This is a genomic window from Streptomyces sp. SCUT-3, assembly GCF_014083985.1.
Lineage (GTDB): Bacteria > Actinomycetota > Actinomycetes > Streptomycetales > Streptomycetaceae > Streptomyces_H > Streptomyces_H thermolineatus.
On sequence record NZ_CP046907.1, the window covers coordinates 1,315,063 to 1,334,730 of the forward strand.

16 protein-coding genes and 1 pseudogene are annotated in these 19,668 nt (G+C 75.9%); 11 read left to right on the top strand and 6 right to left on the bottom strand.

Translation table 11 applies throughout. The features are described 5' to 3' along the window. Window positions 1–72 precede the first annotated feature (72 nt). Together GQS52_RS05725 and GQS52_RS05730 are read left to right on the top strand one after the other, a co-directional pair. Complete coding sequence (locus tag GQS52_RS05725; RefSeq protein WP_182316237.1) at window positions 73–1,059, top strand: ankyrin repeat domain-containing protein; 987 nt, start codon at window positions 73–75, stop codon at window positions 1,057–1,059. 167 nt (window positions 1,060–1,226) lie between these two features. Beyond that, window positions 1,227–2,237 carry a questin oxidase family protein gene (locus GQS52_RS05730; RefSeq protein WP_182311968.1) on the top strand — a complete coding sequence of 337 codons (1,011 nt, stop codon included), beginning with the start codon at window positions 1,227–1,229 and terminating at the stop codon, window positions 2,235–2,237. Window positions 2,238–2,290: 53 nt separating this feature from the next. Here GQS52_RS05730 and GQS52_RS05735 read toward each other — a convergent pair whose 3' ends face one another. Next, window positions 2,291–2,713 carry a VOC family protein gene (locus GQS52_RS05735; protein ID WP_182311969.1) on the bottom strand — a complete coding sequence of 141 codons (423 nt, stop codon included), beginning with the start codon at window positions 2,711–2,713 and terminating at the stop codon, window positions 2,291–2,293. Between the two features lie 276 nt (window positions 2,714–2,989). Here GQS52_RS05735 and GQS52_RS05740 point away from each other — a divergent pair, with 276 nt between their 5' ends. The 5 genes from GQS52_RS05740 (at window position 2,990) to GQS52_RS05760 (ending at window position 10,528) form a co-directional block, all read left to right on the top strand. Continuing rightward, window positions 2,990–3,607 (top strand): GNAT family N-acetyltransferase, encoded by a 618-nt coding sequence (locus tag GQS52_RS05740; RefSeq protein WP_182311972.1) that lies wholly within the window; start codon window positions 2,990–2,992, stop codon window positions 3,605–3,607. A 238-nt stretch (window positions 3,608–3,845) separates the two neighbouring features. Then, window positions 3,846–5,975 carry a hypothetical protein gene (locus GQS52_RS05745; RefSeq protein WP_182311974.1) on the top strand — a complete coding sequence of 710 codons (2,130 nt, stop codon included), beginning with the start codon at window positions 3,846–3,848 and terminating at the stop codon, window positions 5,973–5,975. A gap of 84 nt (window positions 5,976–6,059) precedes the next feature. Next, entirely contained in the window at window positions 6,060–7,607 is a 1,548-nt protein-coding gene (locus tag GQS52_RS05750) for an ABC transporter substrate-binding protein (RefSeq protein WP_182311977.1), read from the top strand. Between the two features lie 99 nt (window positions 7,608–7,706). Continuing rightward, window positions 7,707–9,497: a malto-oligosyltrehalose trehalohydrolase gene (gene treZ, locus GQS52_RS05755; RefSeq protein WP_182311979.1), complete on the top strand. Its 1,791-nt coding sequence runs from the start codon at window positions 7,707–7,709 to the stop codon at window positions 9,495–9,497. A 107-nt stretch (window positions 9,498–9,604) separates the two neighbouring features. After that, window positions 9,605–10,528 carry a hypothetical protein gene (locus GQS52_RS05760; RefSeq protein WP_182311981.1) on the top strand — a complete coding sequence of 308 codons (924 nt, stop codon included), beginning with the start codon at window positions 9,605–9,607 and terminating at the stop codon, window positions 10,526–10,528. Between the two features lie 95 nt (window positions 10,529–10,623). On the opposite strand, the gene GQS52_RS05765 is transcribed toward GQS52_RS05760, so the two are convergent. Next, on the bottom strand, window positions 10,624–11,286 hold the full coding sequence (locus GQS52_RS05765; protein WP_182311983.1) for a response regulator transcription factor: 663 nt from the start codon (window positions 11,284–11,286) through the stop codon (window positions 10,624–10,626). Next, entirely contained in the window at window positions 11,283–12,410 is a 1,128-nt protein-coding gene (locus GQS52_RS05770) for a histidine kinase (protein WP_182311985.1), read from the bottom strand. Before GQS52_RS05770 ends, GQS52_RS05765 begins: the two co-directional genes overlap by 4 nt. Before the next feature lie 228 nt (window positions 12,411–12,638). Between GQS52_RS05770 and GQS52_RS05775 the strand changes: the two genes are divergently transcribed. Beyond that, complete coding sequence (locus GQS52_RS05775; protein ID WP_259370617.1) at window positions 12,639–13,088, top strand: DUF6223 family protein; 450 nt, start codon at window positions 12,639–12,641, stop codon at window positions 13,086–13,088. A gap of 112 nt (window positions 13,089–13,200) precedes the next feature. Here the strand turns inward: GQS52_RS05775 and GQS52_RS05780 are convergent, their stop codons facing one another. From GQS52_RS05780 to zapE, 3 genes are all read right to left on the bottom strand, one after another. Next, window positions 13,201–13,947 (bottom strand): NAD(P)H-binding protein, encoded by a 747-nt coding sequence (locus GQS52_RS05780; protein WP_182311987.1) that lies wholly within the window; start codon window positions 13,945–13,947, stop codon window positions 13,201–13,203. A 114-nt stretch (window positions 13,948–14,061) separates the two neighbouring features. Then, window positions 14,062–15,459, bottom strand: coding sequence for an alkaline phosphatase PhoX (locus GQS52_RS05785; RefSeq protein WP_182311989.1), 1,398 nt, complete (start codon window positions 15,457–15,459; stop codon window positions 14,062–14,064). A gap of 119 nt (window positions 15,460–15,578) precedes the next feature. After that, window positions 15,579–16,571 (bottom strand): cell division protein ZapE, encoded by a 993-nt coding sequence (gene zapE, locus GQS52_RS05790; protein ID WP_259371048.1) that lies wholly within the window; start codon window positions 16,569–16,571, stop codon window positions 15,579–15,581. Between the two features lie 194 nt (window positions 16,572–16,765). On the opposite strand from zapE, the gene GQS52_RS05795 reads away from it, so the two are divergent. The 3 genes and pseudogenes from GQS52_RS05795 to murC all read left to right on the top strand — a co-directional run bounded on the left by GQS52_RS05795 (window position 16,766) and on the right by murC (window position 19,657). Beyond that, entirely contained in the window at window positions 16,766–17,626 is an 861-nt protein-coding gene (locus GQS52_RS05795) for a pyrimidine reductase family protein (protein ID WP_182311993.1), read from the top strand. A gap of 104 nt (window positions 17,627–17,730) precedes the next feature. Beyond that, window positions 17,731–18,198 carry an indole-3-glycerol phosphate synthase gene (locus GQS52_RS05800; RefSeq protein WP_182311995.1) on the top strand — a complete coding sequence of 156 codons (468 nt, stop codon included), beginning with the start codon at window positions 17,731–17,733 and terminating at the stop codon, window positions 18,196–18,198. A 66-nt stretch (window positions 18,199–18,264) separates the two neighbouring features. Beyond that, window positions 18,265–19,657: pseudogene (gene murC / locus GQS52_RS05805) on the top strand (UDP-N-acetylmuramate--L-alanine ligase). Window positions 19,658–19,668 lie beyond the last annotated feature (11 nt).

Genomic DNA, 19,668 nt, shown 5'->3' on the forward strand with positions numbered 1-19,668 from the left:
GTCGGACCCGCCTGCGACGGTGTGTGCGGGACGGCGTGAGGAGCCGCCCGGGTGAGCGGCGGAGGGGGCACGATGACGGGCCGGGAGCACGGCTGGGCGGGCGTCGGCTGGAAGGACTGGCAGGACCACGGGGTTGTCCGGTGGCGTCTCGACCGGGGGGCCGATCCGGAGGGGTGGGGCGGGGGGAGGCTCCTGCACCACGTGGCGCGGTTCGGCTCGCCGGAGGTCGTCGCGGAAGTGGCCCGGCGCGTCGCGGACGTGGACGCGCTCGAGGACGGGACGACCGCACTGTGGGAGGCCGTCTGGCACGGCCGGCCGGACAACGCGCGGGCCCTCGCCGCCGCCGGGGCCGACCCCTGGCGGCCCCTGGTCGGCGGCTGGTCGCCGGGACGGCTCGGCCTGGCCGGGCCGACGCCGGACCTGTTCCCGCTCCCCGAGGGGGAACGCGGGCTGACCGGGGCGGAGCGCGCAGCGGCCCGGGAGGGCAGGCGGCTCGTCGCGGCGCTGGGAGACCTGTACTACGACGGCACGGGGCTGGCGTGCGTGGCCGGGATCGACGCCGAGGAGGCGGTGCACCGCCTGGAAGCGGTGCACCGTGCGGCGGCTCCGCCGGAGGACGAGGATCCGGACGGCCGCCCGAACCCGTACGGCGGACTGTACCCGTACGACGAGGGCGAGCTCGGCCTCACCGTCGGCGTGACGACCGTGCCGGGCGGCTGCGTCGTCACCCAGCCGTGGGGGTTCGCGCCGCAAATGCCGGGCGTGCTGGCCCGCCTGTCCGCCGGCACCGTCTGCTACGGCCTGTACGCCAACCCCAAGAGCGGCGACCAGGGCAGCATCGTCCGCGACGGGACCGTCGAGGGCTCGGACCTCCACCCGGGCGGTGCACCGGACCCGGACGCCACGTCCGAGGAGGTCCTGGCCTCCTACCTCTACCGGCACAACGCGGTGGCCTACTCGTGCGCCCTCGTCGGGCTGCGCCCGGCCGACGCGCGCGCCGTCACCGGGCCGCCCGACCTGTGGGTCGAACTGCCGCAGCGCGACCACTGGAACCTTTGACGCGGCGGCCGCCGCGGGCCGACCGCCCCACGGGCAGCGCCCGGAGGCGGGACGATCCACGGCGTGGTCGGACGGACGCACCGCGCCCCGCGCCGGGTGGTGGTACAGCCCGGTCCTAGGCCTTCGGCCCGTTACGCCGCCGCGGCGCCTCGCCTACCGTCCTCGCCATGGACACGACGGGCATTCTCGACGAGGCACTCCAGCGACTGCACGGCTGCGGACCGGAGCGGCTCGGGCGGCTCACCAATCACGCGCCGATGGCCGTCGAGGCCCTCGCCGCGCACGGCCGGGCCGGCTCGGTGCACCGGTGGCTCGACCTGTACTCGCGCAAGCTCGAGAACTTCCCGCCCCGGGTCGAACCGGTCACCGCCGCCCACTGGCGCTCTGCGCTCGGCGACCCGCGCCGCGCCGCCGACTGGATCGACCACTTCGGCCGCGAGGTCGCCGAGCGGCCCTGGCGCGACGTGTTGGCCGAGTGGTGGCCCCGTCTCCTGCCCGGCATGTACGGCGGCTCGACGCACCCGGTGATCCGGGTGGGCCACGCGGTGCGCACCCTCCTGGCCGGCGAGGCCACCGGGCCGCGTCTGACGGAGCTCGCCCACGGCCTCGGTTACTGGGCCGCCCGCCACCGGCCCGTGACGGGCCTCGCCGTGCTGCCGGGCGCGGACGGCGCGGCCGCCGCCCTCGACACGGTGACGCCCCTCGCCGCACGGGACGGCGGCTTCCCCGACCGGCTCGGCCGCCTCACGGGCCTGCCGTCGTGGGCGGCCTCCGTCACCGACCCGGACGAGGCGCACCGCCGCCTCGCCGAACTGGTGCGGGCGGCCACCCACCGGTACGCCACGCACGGCCACGGCGAGGAGACGATGCTGGTCCACGCGGCCACGGCGCCCAACGCCGTGCTGCGCACCCTGCCCGCGCTCCCGCGCCCTTTGTGGGTGCCGAGCCTGCACGCCGCCTGGACGGCGTCCGCGGCGGTGACCGCGATGTACGCGCCCGACGCCCCGGTCGCGTACGCCCCGCCGGGCGCCTTCACCCCCGAGGAGGTCTTCGAGCGGGCCCTGGCGCACGGCGACGAGCACGTCATCAAGCTGACCGACACCGCCCTCGACGTCGGCGACGAGCAGGCGCTGGCGGCGGCCCTGCGCTGCGCCGAGCTGAGCGAGCCGCCGGCCTGACGGCCTGTGCCGGGGACCCGCCGCGCAGGTGCGGCGGGCCCCGGCGCAGGGGGTCAGGGCCGGGCGTAGGGCCGGGTCATGATCTCCATGTTGTGGCCGTCCGGGTCGTCGAAGTACGCGCCGCGGCCTCCGGAGAAGCTGTTGGTGCGGCCGGGTTCGGTGTGGCGGGGGTCGGCGTAGTAAGTGATCCCCGCCGCCTCCAGGCGGCCGATCATCGTGTCGAACTGCTCCTCGGGCACGAGGAACGCGTAGTGCTGCGGCTGTATCGGCTCGTCGCTCATGGCGTAGTAGTCGAGCGTCACGCCGTTGCCGAGGTCGACGGGCAGGAACGGCCCGAACGGGGCGCCGACCTCCAGCCCCAGGATCGCGGCGATGAACTCCGCCGACAGCTTCCGGTCCCTGGCGCGGACGATGGTGTGGTCCAGCTGGACGGCGGTGACGGACGGCTCGTGCAGGTGCTGCTGGTCGTACGGCATCTGTGGTGTCTCTCCGGGTCTCGGGTTCCACTGGGAAGGGCGCCGCGCGCGGGCGCCGGAAGGGGAGGACGCGGAGGGGGGAGGCGGGGCTCTCGCCCGCCTCGCGCTCACGGCGAGGCCGGGCGTCCCGCTCGTGCGGAGCACGTGGCCGACCCGGCAGTCACACCACCGACCGTAGTCCCGTCCGGGGCTCCGGTGAAGCCGGTTCCCGGCCGTGCTCCCCGGGCACGGCCGAAATCGGTTGGCGGAGAGCGGCGAGGTGGCGAGGATCGCCGGATGACGGTTTTCCTGACGACCGACCGGATGGTGCTGCGGCCGCTCACCGAGGCCGACGCGGACCACCTGGCCGCCCTCAACAGTGACCCGGAGGTCATGCGGTTCCTCGACGGGGACGGGCCGCCCTCTCCGGAGACGGTGCGGACACGGATCCTGCCCCGGCTGATGCGCCGCTGGGCATGGCCGGGAGAACACGGCTACTGGGCCGCCGAGACCGCGGACGGCAAAGGCGCGGGCGGCAAAGGCGCGGGCGGCGGGGAGTTCCTGGGCTGGTTCGAGTTCCGGCCGCTGGACGAGGACGCCGGGGGCGGAGGCGGCGACGGCGGGACGGTCGAGCTCGGGTACCGGCTGCGCCGGGCGGCCTGGGGGCGCGGGCTGGCCACCGAGGGGGCCCGGGCCCTGCTGCGCAAGGGGTTCACCGGGCTCGGCGTGGACCGCGTGACGGCCACGACGATGGCGGTCAACGTCCGCTCCCGCCGGGTGATGGAGAAGGCCGGCCTGCGGTACGTGCGCACCTTCCACCAGGACTGGCCGCACCCGCTGCCGGGATCCGAGCACGGCGAGGTCGAGTACGCGCTGACCGCGCAGGAGTGGCGGCGGGAGGCCCCACCTGCCTGAACGCCGGAGCCGGCGAACCGCGTCGGCAAACCATAAAGAGAAAAGGGCGAAACAGACAGGTTTTCTACGCTTTGCCACCCCGGTCCCGCCGATGCGCCGGCAGGGCGGCCACCCGGCCGCCGTTGCTCAACGGTTGCTCAATTCCCTTGGGAATCAAGGAAGCAGCGTGGGACGATCAGTGACTTGCACCACACTGTGCGTTCCTGTGCCCGCGCGTGTCCGAGGGGAGACAAGCAGCGTGCCCGAACCACCCGAACACCCCGTCGGCATCGAGGGGATAGAGGCGCTCTACCGCGAGTGCCGGCAGCGCGCCGGCAGCACCCGGCGACGGCTGGAGGGGGACCTGCCGGTCATCGTGCTGGTGGGCCGCCGGGGCAACGGCAAGACCGCCGTGCTCAAGTGGCTCCGGCACCGAGGGTCGCGGCGCCCCTGCGCGATGTACGACTTCCGCGACGCGGGCGCGGTGCGGCCCCACGAGGTGGCCCGGCAGATCGCCTTCGGCCTGTCCCAGCGCCTGCACCGGCAGCCTCCGCTGCACTTCCCGCGGCTGCAGCTGGGGCTGCTGGCGGTGGCCCCGGGGCTGACCCTGGACGGCTCCGACGCCCGGCTCGCCGGCGCGCAGCTGCGGGAGGCGCTGCGGCGCGACGAGGCGCGGGGCCAGTTCGCCGACCAGGTGTCGAACGCGGTCGGGTTCCTGCAGGAGCTCAACCTGCTGCCCGTCCCCGGTGTCGCGTTCGCGGCGGGCCTGCTCCTGCGCGGCCGGTCGGTGCTGCCCCCCAGGGCCGTGTGGAGGACCGGCCTGGCCTGGTACAGCCGGCACCGCCAGCACGCGCCGCTGGACGCGCTGGTGCACCTGAACAAGCTGAGCAGGAGCACCTCGCCCGCCGACCTGGCCGAGGTCGACGAGCAGTTGTGCAGGGCCTTCCTCGCCGACCTGCGCGCCGACTACCGGCGCGGCCGGCGGGACCGCAACTGCACGGTCCTGCTGGACAACGTCGACAGCCCCGGGGGCCGCCCGTTCCTGGACCTGCTGGTGCGGCTGCGCGACACCGACGCGCAGGACGGCCTGGACCCCGACCCGCTGGTCGTCCTCGCCACCGCCTCGACGATCCGCAGGGTGCCCGGGGTGTCCTCCGCCGGGCCGGGGCTGCCGCGGATCCGGCAGGCGGAAGCCGTCTCCTACCGGGACTGGGCCGACAGCCGGCCGGCCCGCCCGCACGACAGCACCTGGCGCTGGTACCCGGTGCAACTGCCCGACCTGACCGCCGCCGAGGTCTCCCGGCTGGGCGCGCGGCTGGCGCCGCGGCTGCCGGAGGCCACCCCGCTGGTGCACCGGCTGACCTACGGCCACCCGTGGAGCGTGCACCTGCTGCACGGGGCGGTCTCGGAGATCATCGGCCAGGGCGGCGGCGACCCGGAGCTGCGCAGGATCCTGGAGCGGGAGGTGGAGCCGCAGGACGGCGAGGGCGGCACCGGCGCCCCGCACGCCCCGCACGGCACCGGCGCCCCGCACGGCACCGGCGCCCCGCACGGCGCGGGCGGCACGGGCGGCGCGGTGCGGCTGGAGCAGTACGCCCTGCACCACCTGCTGCAGGACCTGGGCGACCAGCAGCGCAGGGCCCTCGTCCTGTGCTCGGCGGCGCGGGAGTTCGACACGGCCACCGACGCCGGGCTGCTGACGCGCTTCACCGAGCAGACCCAGCGGACGCTGGGGCAGGAGGTCCGCTCCCGGCTGTGGCTCGTCGACCCGGTCCCGGAGGACGCGGGCACCCGCGGCGGCAGGGGGTCCGGCTACCTCCTCGGCCCGGCGGCGCCGCACCTGCTGAGCAGCGGCCCGGTCATGCACACCTGGCTGCGGCTGCTCCTGCTCGGGGAGCTGGCCGGCCTTCCGGACTCCAGCCCGCTGAACTGGACCACGGCGCACGAGCAGCTGTGCGGCTGGCACCGGGACCACGACCGGCCCGTGGACGCCCTGTACCACCGGCTGGCGCTCGGCGGGCTCGACGAGGTCGTCGAGCACCTGTCCGCCCGCATGTGGGAGCTGCCCGGCACCGCGGCCTGGCTGTACGAGCTGTACGCGGTCACCGCGGCCCCGATGCGGCGGCCCGTGGACCCGGAGCTCTCGGCCGCCGAGCGGGCGGACGCCCTGGCGCGGGAGCTGGCGCCGCGGTCCTTCCGCGACAGCCGCTCCCTCGCCGTGCTGACCGCCGCGCTGTGGCTGGCGGCCGACCCGCGCAACCGCCTGCCCAACGCCGCTCCCGAACTGAACTACACGATCAGCTCGATGTTCCTGGAACTGGCCGTGACCTCCGACGCCCGCATCGCCGGGCTGCGGCACGAGGCCGCCCGGTACGACGTCCACATGTGACCGGCGGTCCGGCGGACCGCCGGACCGCGCGCCACGCCCGGCAGTGAACCGCCCGCCGGGCAGCGCACCGAAGGGAGCGCCCCGATGACCCCGTCCAGGTCCGCGCCGGACCCGCTGTCCGCCTTCGACGCCCCCTACGACCCCGTCCCTCCCTGGTGGAGGGGGTGGCGCGGGACCGTGGCGGTGCTGCTCGTCCTCGCGCTGGCCGCCGCCGGAGCCGTGTGGCTGGCCCTGCCGGAGGACACTTCCTGCGCCGAGGGGGTGGCGCGGGTCTCCCCGGAGGGGGAGTGCGTCGGGCTGACCGACGGCAGCCACGCCTTCTCCTCCGACCTCGAGCACGTCTTCGGCCTGATCCGGAAGGAGAACGAGCGGGTCGTGGAGCAGGCCGGCAAGCCCGGCGGGGCGCCGTACGTCAGCGTCGTCTACCTGATGCGGATGGTCCCGGGCCCCGGCGACACCAACACCCTCGCCTCCGTCCGGCACGAGCTGCAGGGCGCCCACACCGCCCAGCACCAGGCCAACCACGCCGGGGTGCGCGGCGACTCCCCGCAGATCAGGCTGCTGCTCGCGCACACGGGGGCGGGCAAGCAGGAGCGGGACTTCACCCTGGAGCGGATCCGGGAGCGCAGGAAGCAGGACCGGATCGTGGCGGTCGCGGGCCTGGGCACCAGCACCGACGCCACCGAGACCACCGTGCGCCGGCTCATCCGCACCGGGCTCCCGGCCGTCGGCGCGGTGATCACCTCCAACAGCCTGGAGGGGATCAACGGCCTGGTGCGGGTCGCCCCCTCCAACGCGGACGAGGCCGCGGCCGCCGCGCACTACCTGAAGGAGTCGCACCCGAGGGCGAAGGTGCTGCTCGTGCGGGACCGCCGCAAGGACGACCACTACAGCAAGACCCTCGCCGAGTCCTTCGAGAAGAACTTCCCCGCCGACCGGATCGTGCAGCGGATGGAGTTCGACTCCTCCCGCAGCAGCGTGTCGACGTACTTCACCATCCAGACGGCGAACCTGTGCCAGGCGAAACCGGACGTGGTCTTCTTCGCCGGCCGCGGGGTCGACCTGCCCAGGATGCTCAGCCCGCTGTCCGGCCGGCACTGCAAGGACCGCGAGCTGACGGTGGTGTCCGGCGACGACGCCTCGCAGACCGCCCAGGCCGAGGGGTTCGACAAGGTCACCGACGCGCTGCAGCGGGGCAGGATCCGTCTGGTCTACACCGGGCTGGCCCACCAGGACGCGTGGAAGAAGGAGCCGGGCGCCTTCGACCCGGTGGCGGTCGGCGTGTTCGGCAAGGACGGCCGCTTCCGGAAGGCGTTCCCCCGCGAGGGGCTCGACGACGGCCAGGCGATCATGGGGCACGACGCCGTCGTCACCGCGGTCGCCGCGATCCGCGAGGCCACCCGCGGGGTCCCGGCCCAGAAGATCACCGGGAGCGACGTCATGCAGCTGCTGTCCGCCCTCCAGGGCGAGACCGCCGTGGCCGGCGCCAGCGGGCTGATCAGCCTGGCGCCCAACGGCAGCCCGGTCGACAAGGCGATCCCGGTCATCGAGATAGACGGCCGCGGCCGGGTGTCCACCGTGGCGGTCTCCTCCCGCACCGGCGAGCCGCCGCGCGGCACCCCCGGCGGGTGACGCCGCCGGACGGCCCGGCGCGCACCGTGGCGGTCCGGGCGGCGGCCGGTGATCCTGGAGGACCGCCGGCCGGGCGGCCTGGAGGAAGGGAGCGCACAGGTGGCGTACGAGGTGTGGGCGCCGGAAGCGCGCCGGGTGGAGGTACGGATCGGCGGCGGCAGCGGCAGCGACCATCCGATGCGGCCCGTCCCCGGCCGGGACGGCTGGTGGCGCTCGGCCGACGGCCTGCCGCGCGAGCACGGCACCCGGTACGCGTTCCGCCTCGACGGCGGCCCGCCGCGGCCCGACCCGCGCTCGCGCCGCCAGCCGGACGGCCCCGACGGGCCGAGCGCCGTCGTCGACCACTCCGCCTTCCCCTGGACCGACGCCGGCTGGACCGGGCGCCCCCTGGCCGGCGCCGTGCTGTACGAGCTGCACGTGGGCACCTTCACCCCAGAGGGCACCTTCGACGCGGCGGCCGGGCGGCTGGACCACCTGGTGCGCCTGGGCGTCACCCACGTGGAGCTGATGCCGGTGTGCTCCTTCCCGGGGGTGCACGGCTGGGGGTACGACGGGGTGTCGCCGTGGGCGGTGCACGAGCCCTACGGCGGCCCGGACGGCCTCAAGCGCTTCGTGGACGCCGCCCACGCCGCCGGGCTGGCCGTCGTGCTGGACGTGGTGCACAACCACCTCGGCCCGTCCGGCAACCACCTCCCCGCCTTCGGCCCGTACTTCACCGACACCCACCACACCCCGTGGGGCTCGGCCGTCAACCTCGACGCCCCCGGCTCGGACGAGGTGCGCGCCTACCTGATCGGCAGCGCCCTGTCCTGGCTGCGCGACCACCACCTGGACGGCCTGCGGCTGGACGCCGTGCACGCCCTCGCCGACACCCGGGCGGTGCACTTCCTGGAGGAGCTGTCGGCCGCCGTCGACGCCCTGTCCGCCTCCCTGGGCCGCCCGCTGGTGCTCATCGCCGAGTCCGACCGCAACGACCCGCGCACCACCACCGCCCGCGAGGCCGGCGGCCTGGGCCTGCACGCCCAGTGGAACGACGACTTCCACCACGCCCTGCACACCGCCCTGACCCGCGAGTCCCGCGGCTACTACGCGGACTTCGCCCGCGCGCCGATGGCCGCGCTGGCCCGCACCCTGACCGGGGTGTGGTTCCACGACGGCTGCTTCTCCTCCTTCCGCGACCGCGCCCACGGGCGCCCGGTGGACCGGCGCACCACCCCCGCCCACCGGTTCCTCGGCTACGCCCAGACCCACGACCAGGTCGGCAACCGGGCGGCCGGCGACCGGCTGTCCGCCTCCCTGCCGCCCGGCCTGCTCGCGGCGGGCGCGGCGCTCGTCCTCACCTCGCCGTTCACCCCGATGCTGTTCATGGGCGAGGAGTGGGGCGCCGGCACCCCGTGGCAGTTCTTCACCGACCACACCGACCCGGAGCTGGCCGAGGCGGTGCGGCGCGGCCGCAGGCGGGAGTTCGCGGCGCACGGCTGGTCCGAGGGGGACGTCCCCGACCCGCAGGACCCGGCCACCCGGGACCGCTCCTGCCTGGACTGGTCCGAGCCGGGGCGCGCCCCGCACGCCGGCCTGCTGGAGTGGCACCGCACCCTGCTCGCCCTGCGCCGCGCGCTCCCGGAACTGACCGACCCCGACCTGACGGCGGTGTCGGTGGACTTCGACGAGGCCGCCCGGTGGATCACCGTCCGCCGCGGAGAGGTGCGCACCGCCGCGAACCTCTCCGACGCGCCCGCCGAGATCCCCCTGGGCGGGGACGTGGGCGGGAACGCGGACGGCGGCTCCGAACTGCTGGCCGCCTTCGCGGACGCCGATGCGGAGGTCCTCCCGCCCTCCCCCGGAGTCCCTCTGCGCCTGCCGCCCCGCTCCGTCGCCGTCCTGCGCTGACGGCCCCGCACCCGTCCGCCGTCCGCCGCCGCGCCGGGCCCGCCCCGGTACGCCCCGCGCGGAAGGAGACATCCCGGTGCGGACTGTGCGGGCGGTGCGGAATCCCGGTGCCCGGCACCGAACCGCCGTGTACCGTGGCGCTCTTCGGGCGGCGCAGGCCCCCGGAGTCCCGAACGGGTGCCTCCGATGCCCTTCCCGACTCCCCCTTCTCCGACTCCCCCGTCCCCGGCCCACCCGCCGACCGCGCCGCGGCCGGGGCCGCCGAGCGGGAACTGCGGGCCGCGGTCGCGCACGTGGCCGAAGTCTTCGCCGGCATGGCCGCCCACCCCGACGAGAAGGGCTGCTCGTACTGCTGGCCGGAGGAGGAGATCGCCCTGCTCCTCGACCCCGACGCGGCCCTCCCCGACGAACTCGTCGGCGCGGTCGCCCGCGAGGTGGGCAGCCACTGGGACGACCACCCGGCGGTGGTCCGCCGGATCCTCCCGCGGCTCGTGGTCCTCATGGCCAGCGGGGAGGCGAACACCGTGGGCATGGAGGCGGCCCAACTGGCCCGGGCCGGCATACCGTCCTGGCCCCGGGAGGAGGCGGGGGCCGTCCGGCGGTTCCTCGACGCCTGGTGGACGGCGACCCTGCGGCACCCCGACCCGCCGACCCCCGCGTCGGACGTGTTCGAGACCTGCGCCATGGTCTCCGGCACCTTCACCCCCTGGCTCGACCGGTGGGCGCGGGAGCGCGGCCCGGCGGCCGACGCGCACCTCGGGCTCGCGGTGGACGACTGGATGGACAACCTCTCCTCCGACAGCGGCGTCTGCAGCGGCTTCCACGTCCCCTGGGCGGACGGCGAGGAGCCGGTCGACGAACTGCGGTCCTGGACGGTGGCGCACGCACCGGACCGGCTCCGCGCCCGCGGCGCCGACCCGGTGACCGTCCACCGCGTCGAACTGCTCGCCCTGCCCGAGGAGGAGCGCTGGGAGGAGCGGCACTGGCCCCCGCACCTGTGGCAGGCCCTGCTCGGGGCCCGAAACTCCTGACGGAGCGCGGTCCGCAGGCGCGGCCCCGACGGACCGGCCGTGGCCGGCCGTGGCCGGCACGAGCGGGCGCCCCGGACTCCCGCGGGCCGCCGGCGTCAGCGGTTGCGCGGGGTCACCAGGCCGGACTCGTAGGCGAGGATCACGAGTTGGGCGCGGTCCCGGGCGCGGAGCTTGGCCATGGCCCGGTTGACGTGGGTCTTCGCGGTCATCGGGCTGATCACCATGCGGTCGGCGATCCGGTCGTTGGACAGGCCCTGGGCGACCAGGGCGACGGCCTCGCGTTCGCGGGCCGTCAGGTCCTCCAGCTCCGGGACGGGACCGGCGTGGAGCGGCTGGGTGACGTACCGGTCGATCAGCCTGCGGGTGATCGACGGCGCGAGCAGGGCGTCGCCGCGCGCGGCGACGCGCACGGCGTGCAGGAAGTCCTCCGGCACGACGTCCTTGACGAGGAACCCGGCGGCTCCGGCGCGCAGCGCGTCGAAGACGTACTCGTCGAAGCCGTAGTTGGTGAGGACGACGACGTGCACCCCGGCCAGGGCCGGGTCCGCGGCGATGCGCCGGGTCGCCTCGATGCCGTCGACGACCGGCATCCGGATGTCGACGAGAGCGACGTCGGGCAGGTGCTCCTTCGCCAGGGCCAGCCCCTCCCGTCCGTCGGAGGCCTCGGCCACCACCTCGATGTCGTCCTCGAGGTCGAGGAGCGCGCGGAACCCGCTGCGGATCAGCGGCTGGTCGTCGACCAGCAGGACACGGATCACGGTGCCCGGTCCACGGGGAGCTCGGCCTGCACGGTGAAGCCGCCCCCGCTGCGCGGTTCCGCGCGCAGGCGACCGCCGAGGGCGGTGACGCGTTCGCGCATCCCGAGCAGCCCGACGCCGGGCACCGGCACGGCGTCCGGCGTGGCCCCGCCGTCGTCGTCGACGCGCACGGCGAGGGCGTCCGGACGGCAGTCGATCCGGACCGACGCCGTGGCGGCGCCGGCGTGGCGGGCGATGTTGGTGAGCGCCTCCTGGACGATCCGGTAGACGGTCCGGTCCACCGCGGCCGGCACGCCCTGTCGCTGCCCCTCGATCGTCAGCGTCGCGTCCAGGCCGATGCCACGGGCCCCTTCCACCAGTTCCGGTACGTGGTCGAGCCCGCGCGGCGGGGCCGTGTCGTCGTCGCGCAGCGCCCCCAGGGTCGCGCGCAGCTCCCGGGTCGCCTCACGCCCGGCCCCCTGGATCGCCAACAGGGCCTCCGGTACCTGTTCGCCGCGCCTGCGGGCCACGTGGACGGCGGCTTCGGCCTGCACCTTGATGATCGAGATCTGGTGGGTGAGCGAATCGTGCAGCTCCCGCGCGATGCGCAGCCGCTCCTCGTCGGCGCGGCGCCGCGCGGCCTCCTCCCGGGTGCGCTCGGCCTCGTCCGCCCGCCGCTCGGCCTGCCGCAGCGCTTCGCCCGCGGCGCCTGCCGCGACCAGCCAGGCCAGTTCGAGGGCGCCCCGGGCCCGCGCGAACGCCTCGCCCGTGTCGTGCAGGCCCGAGGCCAGGGCCGCGAGGGGGAGCACGGCGACCACGGCCACGCTCGCCACCACCGCGGCGGTGCGGTGCCCCGCCCGTACGGCCGCGTACACCGCGAACAGGTAGGCGACGGCGGGCACGTCGAAACCGGCCGCCTGGTAGCCCGCCGCGCACAGGCCGGTGACGGCCAGGACGGGAACCGGGGCCCTCCGGCGGGCCGCCAGCGCCAGGCCGCCGGCCGTCAGCAGTGCGGGGCCGAACAGCCCGGCGTCCGTGGCGGAGCGCTGGCCGGACAACCCCGTGACCAGCAGCGCCGTCGCCACGCAGACGGCGATCGCCCAGTCCCTGGCGCCGGCCGGGACACCGGACAGTCCTGCACCCATTCGCGCACCCTAGCCGGGTACGGCTGCGGGCGGGTCACGCTTGCGGACGATCGCCGGCTACCGCGCCCGCAGTACCTTCCCGGCGCCTGCGGCGTCCGCGGCATCCGGGTGCGCCGCCGGCGGCAGCGCGAAGTGTCTGCGCCTGCGGGACGACCGGCGGCACGTCCGGCGACATGATCGGGTGACATCCGAACCCCGGAAACGAGACGCCCGAAAGAGGAGAAGGACATGAGCCCGTCGAGAGTCCCGATGCCGGTCCGGCGTGTGCTTGCCGTGGCCGGAACCGCCCTGCTCGGGGTGTTCGTGCTTGCCGCGCCGGCGGCCGCGAGCGCCTCGGTCCGGTCGGCCGCCGACGTGTACGCCATGAGCTCCGGGCGGCTCGGGGCCGCCGCGGCCGCCGTGCTGGGGCTTGCCGGCGCGGTCGTCGGCGGGCTGGCCCTGGCCCGCCCCGCCGGTCGTTCCGGCACCGGGTCCGGGCGGCCCGGGGCCGTCGCGGCCCTGGCTGCGGGGCTGGTCGGCACTGCCCTAGGCGGGCTGGTCGTGGCCACGGCCGACGGCGGCCTCGGCACCGGCAACGGGCTGGGCGGGGGCGTCGTGGCCCTGGTGGTGGGGCTGGTCGCAACGGCCCTCGGCGGACTGGCCCTGGTCCGCTCCCGCCGCACCGCCCGGCAGCCGTAGTCCCGCACGCCGCAAGCCGCCCGCGGGGAGGGGCGCCGGGGCCGCCGGGCCGCCGCCGGGCCGGCGGCCCGCCAGGGCACACGCCCGCCCGGGCGTCAGCCGCGTCCGGGCGTCAGCCGCGCCCGGGGAAGCGCCCCGCCAGGAACTGCTCGAACGTCACCTCGCCCACGGCCCGCTCCGGTGCCAGATGTCCGCCGGCCCGGAACGCCCGGTAGGCCTTGCCGGCCAGGGGCACGTTCAGCAGGGGGCGGCGCCGGCCGCTCGCGCGCAGGTAGGCCCGGGCCAGCTCCGGGAGCGTACGGACCTCGGGCCCGCCCATGTCCGGGACCCGCCCCGCGGGCTCCCCGGCGGCGAGCCCGGCCAGCCGGGCGGCGACCTCCGCCGCCTCGACCGGCTGGTCGGCGACCCCTGCCGGGAGCAGCACGACCGGCGGCTTCGCCAGCCCCTCCAGGACCTGCAGCACCAGGTCGTGGAACTGCGTCGCGCGCAGCACCGTCCAGCCGAGCCCCGACTCCTCGACCATCCTCTCGACGGCGAGCTTCGTCCGGTAGTAGCCGAACGGCACCCGGTCGACGCCGACGATCGAGATGTACGCCAGGTGCCGCACCCCGGCCCGGCGGGACGCCTCGATCAGGTGGCGTGCCGCCAGGTCGTCGCCGCCGCGCGGCGCGGTCGCGCAGTGCACGACGGTGTCCACGCCGTCGACGGCCGCGGCCAGGCCCGTGCCCTCGCGCAGGTCCACGGCGTACGGCCGGGAGTGCCGGCTCAGCACGCGCACCTCGTGCCCGTCCGCGCGCAGCCGCTCGGTGACGAGCCGGCCGAGCGTTCCGGTTCCGCCGGTCACCAGGATCGTGGTCATCGCAGTCGCCGTCCCTTCGACGGGCGCGCTCCCCGGTGGAGCGCGCCTCGTCCAAGGAGACCGGTGAGCGGGTGGAAGTGTGACAGCCCTCCTGGTGACCGCGCCCGCGCCGGGTCAGCGGCCCCAGGGGCCGGTGATCGCGAAGGTGACGCCCGGGTCGTACACGTTGATGTACATGGTGCGGTTGCCGTCGGCGGGGCCGGAGAAGGTGACGCCGGCCAGTTCGCCCCAGGCCGGTGCCCCCGGGGTGCCGATGTCGATGCGGTTGCGCAGCACCGGGTAGACCTCGCCGTCGCGGGTGACGCCGAAGACGTGCTGGGCGCCGTCGCCGTCCTCGCAGACCATCAGGCCGCCCTGCGGGGCGAGGCAGATGTTGTCCGGGGCCTCGCCGGGGAGCTGCACGTCCGTGGAGGGGCCGAAGACCACCACCAGGGTCAGGCGGCGCTCGGCCGGGTCGTAGCGCCACACCTGCCCGTGGTGGTCGGCGGCCGAGCCCTCCTCCGCGCGGGCGAAGGAGGAGACGAAGTAGACGCTGCGGCCGCCCCAGTAGCAGCCCTCCAGCTTCTGGGCGTGGGTGATGCCGCCGCGGCCGAAGTCCTGGTGGCGGATCGGGGTGCGGGCCGCCAGCGGGTCGGGGACGTCGGCCCACTCGATCCGCTCGAAGACCGTCCCGGCCTCCCGGACGGCGGACAGGTCGGGCACCCCGGGGACGCGCATGGCCTGCAGCCGGCCGCCGGCCCGCAGGCTGCCACGCCCGCCCAGCGGCTTCTCCGGCAGGAAGCGGTAGAAGAGGCCGAAGGGGCGTTCGAAGGCGTCCTCGGTCTCGTAGACGGTGCCGTTGCGCGGGTCGACGGCGACCGCCTCGTGCTGGAAGCGGCCCATGGCGGTCAGCGGCACGGCGCCGGTGCGGCGCGGGTCGTACGGGTCGACCTCGAAGACGAAGCCGTGGTCCTCGGTGTACCCGTTGGTGCCCGCCCGGTCCTCGGTCTCCTCGCAGGTGAGCCAGGTGTTCCAGGGGGTGGGGCCGCCGGCGCAGTTGACCGCGGTGCCGGCGATCGCGACGCGCTCGCCCGCCCGCCGGCCGGAGGCGGACAGTTCCAGGGCGGTGCAGCCGCCCTTGGCCTGCGGGTCGTAGGTCAGGCCGTCCACGACGGGGACGGGCGCCCCGGCACTGGCGCGGTTCTCGTGGTTGCGCACCAGGTGCACCCGGCCGCCGCGGCCGGGGAAGGCGGCCATGCCGTCGCAGTGGCCGGGGACCGTGCCCTCCCCGGAGGACATCCGGTCGCCGGTGCGCGAGAGCACCCGGTACCGGAACCCCTCGGGGAGGTCGAGCATGCCGTCCGGGTCGGGGACGAGCGGGCCGTAGCCGGCGTCGCCCTTACCGCGGAGGGAGTTGGCGGGCGGCAGTGCGCCCGCCGCCCCGGCGAAGAGTTCGGGGATGCACCCGCTGACGGTGATCGACGCGGCCAGGGCCCCGGATCCGGCGAGCACCCGGCGTCGTGAAACGGACATGGTCTCTCCCTGCTGGCGGACAGGAACATGACCCGGCCGTGTGTACCACGTCACAGGCCGGACCGGAACCGCGCCTGTCCCCCGCACCGCGTCCGCGGAGGCCCGGTCCGGGCCGCCGCCTACCGGCCCTCGGCCACGACCTTGCCGCTGTCGCGGGCCAGCGCGACCAGGCGGGATATCGCCCGGAAGTACTTCTTGCGGTAGCCGCCGCGCAGCATCTCCTCGCTGAACATCTCGTCGAACGGCACCCCGGAGGCCGTCACCGGCACCTCGCGGTCGTAGAGCCGGTCGGCCAGGACGACCAGCCGCAGCGCCGTGCCCTGGTCGGGCACCGGCGTGACGCCGCGCAGGAAGACCGCGCGCACCCCGTCGGTCAGGGCGCCGTAGCGGCTGGGGTGGACGCGGGAGAGGTGCTCCAGCAGGGCGCCGAAGTCGTCGAGGGAGGCGCCGGGGACGCCGGACGCGGCGGCGGTGACCTCCTCGTCGGTGTACGGGGCGGGGGCCGCGGGCAGGCCGCGGTGGCGGTAGTCCTCGCCGTCGACGCGCAGGGAGCGGAAGTGCGCGGACAGGCCCTGGATCTCCCGCATGAAGTCGGAGGCGGCGAAGCGGCCCTCGCCGAGCTTGCCGGGCAGGGTGTTGGAGGTGGCCATCAGCTTCACGCCGGCGTCGGCCAGCTTCGCCAGCAGGGTGGAGACCAGGACGGTGTCGCCCGGGTCGTCGAGCTCGAACTCGTCGATGCACAGCAGCTTGTGGTCGCTGAGCGCCTGCACCGCGTGCTGGAAGCCGAGCGCGCCCACCAGGTTGGTCAGCTCCACGAAGGTGCCGAACGCCTTCTGCTCGCGCGGGGCGGGGGCCGCGTGCCAGGTGGAGGCGAGCAGGTGGGTCTTGCCGACGCCGTAGCCGCCGTCGAGGTAGACGCCCGTGGGGCCGGCCGGGGCCGCGGGGGCGGCGGGGGCGCGGCGGAACCAGCGGCGGCGGCCGCCCTCACCGGGGGCGCCGACGGAGGCGGCGAAGCCGCGCAGCACCCGCACCGCCTCGGCCTGGCTGGGCTGCGCGGGGTCGGGGATGTAGTTGTCGAAGCGCACCCCGTCGAAACGCGGGGGCGGCACCATCTCGGCGACGAGCCGGTCGGCGGGCACGTGCGGTTCGCGGTCGCACAGGGAGACCGGGCCGGCGGCCGCGGGGGGCGGCGTCGGGCCGGAGGAGGGCGCGGGGGAGGCTGCGGAGGACACAGCCCTCCACCTTACGTCCTCGTGTCCGCGGGCAGCGTGGGCCGTGCCGCACCGGCCGTGCCACACTGCGGGGCATGCGCCGCCTGTACCCCGTGCACCCCGCCCCCGACCTGCCCGCCTCCCCCTCCGCCGGGCCCACCGGCCGGGAGGCCGACGCCGCCGGCCCCCTCGTCCCCGGCACTCCGGGCACCCCGGGCGTCCCGGAGGACCTGGACACCCTGGAGGGCCTCGCCGAGGCGTACGCCTACCCGCCGGGCACGGACGCCTCCGCGCCGTGGCTGCGCGGCAACATGGTGAGCGGGCTCGACGGCGCCGCCCACCACGCCGGGCACTCCCGGCCGCTGTCCTGCGAGGCGGACGTGCGGATCCTCGGGATGCTGCGGGCACTGGCGGACGTGGTGGTCGTCGGCGCCGGGACGATCCGCGCCGAGGGGTACGGGCCGCTGCGGGCCCGCAAGGCGTTCGCCGGGCGGCGGGCGGCGCTGGGGCAGACCCCGGCCCCGGCGATCGCCGTGGTCACCTCCGGCTGCGACCTCGACTTCTCCTCCCCCCTGTTCACCGAGGCCCTCACCCCGACCGTGCTGCTGACCGGGGCCGCCGCGCCCGAGGCCCGGGTGCGCGCGGCGCGGGAGGCCGGCGCCGTGGTGATCACGGCCGGCGAGGGGACGGGCGTGGACCCGGCGCGGGCGGTGCGCGAGCTGGCCCGGCACGGCTGGGGACGGCTGCTGACCGAGGGCGGCCCGCAGCTGCTGGGGCAGTTCGCCGGGGCCGGGGTGCTGGACGAGCTGTGCCTGACGATCGCCCCCATGGTCACCTCGGGCGACGCCTCCCGGATCATGAGCGGGCCCGGGCTCGACGAGCCCCGGCGCTTCTCCCCCGCCTCGATCCTGGAGGAGGACGGCTTCCTGTTCACCCGCTACGTCAGGAATCGTTGATTCCCGTCCGCTTTTCGGGGAAAACTGCCCCGCGTGCCCCGTCGATCCGGGGGCAGACGGTTCTCGCGGGGGCCGGCCGGCCACCGGGAAGGAAAGGCGTGCCCGTGTTCACGACGGTACTGATGATCGAAAGACCCCTCGCGCCGGAGGACGTGGAGACGGTCACCACCCTGCACGGCGACGAGCCGGTGTCGTTCGTGGTCCTCATGCAGCCGCGCGGCGACCAGGACCTCCTGCTGCGCGCACTGGACGACGTCGCCCTGGGCCAGCTGGACAAGGCCGTGCACGAGGACGACGAGCCCGAGGGCGAGGAGGCCACCACCGCCGCCGGACGCGCCCTCGCGCACAGCCTGCAGTCGCTGCGCGACACCGGCGCCGAGGCCGTCGGGCAGATCGTCGACAAGCACCCGGTGGACCTGCTGCGCTCGGTCGTGGCCGAGACCGGCGCCGACGAGGTGATCGTGCTGACCGCCCCGCACCTGGTGGAGGAGTTCTTCCACCGCGACTGGGCCTCCCGGGCGCGCCACAAGGTGGGCGTCCCGGTGCTCAAGCTCTTCGCCCACAACGAGTAGGCTCGCCGGGGCGCGCCCGCGCGGCGCGCCCCGTCCCGCGACCGCTCGACCAGGGGAGACCCGCAGATGGCACCCGCCGTCCCGTCCGCCATGGACCGTCCGCACTTCATCGGCATCGGCGGCGCCGGGATGTCCGGGATCGCCAAGATCCTGGCGATGCGCGGCGCGCGGGTGGCCGGCAGCGACGCCAAGGACTCGGCGACGGCCGCCGCGCTGCGCTCCCTGGGCGTGACCGTGCACGTCGGCCACGCCGCGGAGCACCTGGCCGACGACGCCGACGCCGTGGTCGTCTCCAGCGCGATCCGCGACGACAACCCGGAGCTGGCCGCCGCCCGCGGACGCGGCGTCCCGGTGGTGCACCGCTCCGACGCCCTGGCCTCGCTGATGGACGGCTTCCGGCCGATCGCGGTGGCCGGCACCCACGGCAAGACCACGACCACCTCCATGCTCGCCGTCGCCCTGTCCGAGCTGGGCCTGGACCCGTCGTACGCCATCGGCGGCGACCTGTCGGAGCCGGGCACCAACGCCCACCACGGCACGGGCGAGATCTTCGTGGCCGAGGCCGACGAGAGCGACCGCAGCTTCCACAAGTACGCGCCCGAGGTGGCGATCGTGCTCAACGTGGAGCTCGACCACCACGCCAACTACGCCTCCCTGGAGGAGGTCTTCGAGTCCTTCGAGACCTTCGTGGGCCGCATCCGCCCCGGCGGCACCCTGGTCGTCGACACCGACCACCCGGGCGGCCGAGCTGGCCGGGCGGGTGGCCGGGCGCGAGGGCCTGAACGTGGTCACCGTCGGCGAGCGCGAGGGCGCGGACGTGCGGATCGCCCGGATCACCCCGCGCGGCACCACCAGCGAGGTGAGCGTCGTCGCCGGCGGCACCGAGACCGTCTTCACCGTCTCCGTGCCCGGCCGCCACTACGCCCACAACGCGGTGGCCGCGCTCGCCGCCGCCACCGCCCTCGGGGTCCCCGCGGACGACATGGGCCGCGCCCTGGGCGCCTACACCGGGGTGCGCCGCCGCCTCCAGCTCAAGGGCGAGGCCAAGGGCGTGCAGGTCATCGACTCCTACGCCCACCACCCCACCGAGATCGCCGCCGACCTGGAGGCGATCCGCGGCCACGCGGACGGCGGCCGGATCCTGGTGGTCTTCCAGCCCCACCTGTTCAGCCGCACCCAGCAGCTCGCCGACGAGATGGGGCAGGCGCTCACCCTGGCCGACGCCTCCGTGGTCCTGGACATCTACCCGGCCCGCGAGGACCCGGTGCCCGGGGTCACCAGCGCCCTGATCGTCGACGCGGCCGCCGCGCGGGGCGCCGACGTGCGGGCCGTGCACGGCATGGAGACCGTCCCGGAGGTCGTCGCCGGAATGGCCGCACCCGGCGATCTCGTTCTCACCATGGGCGCGGGGGACGTGACCGACCTCGGTCCGCGCATCCTGGCCCGCCTGCAGGACTGAACCGGACTGCC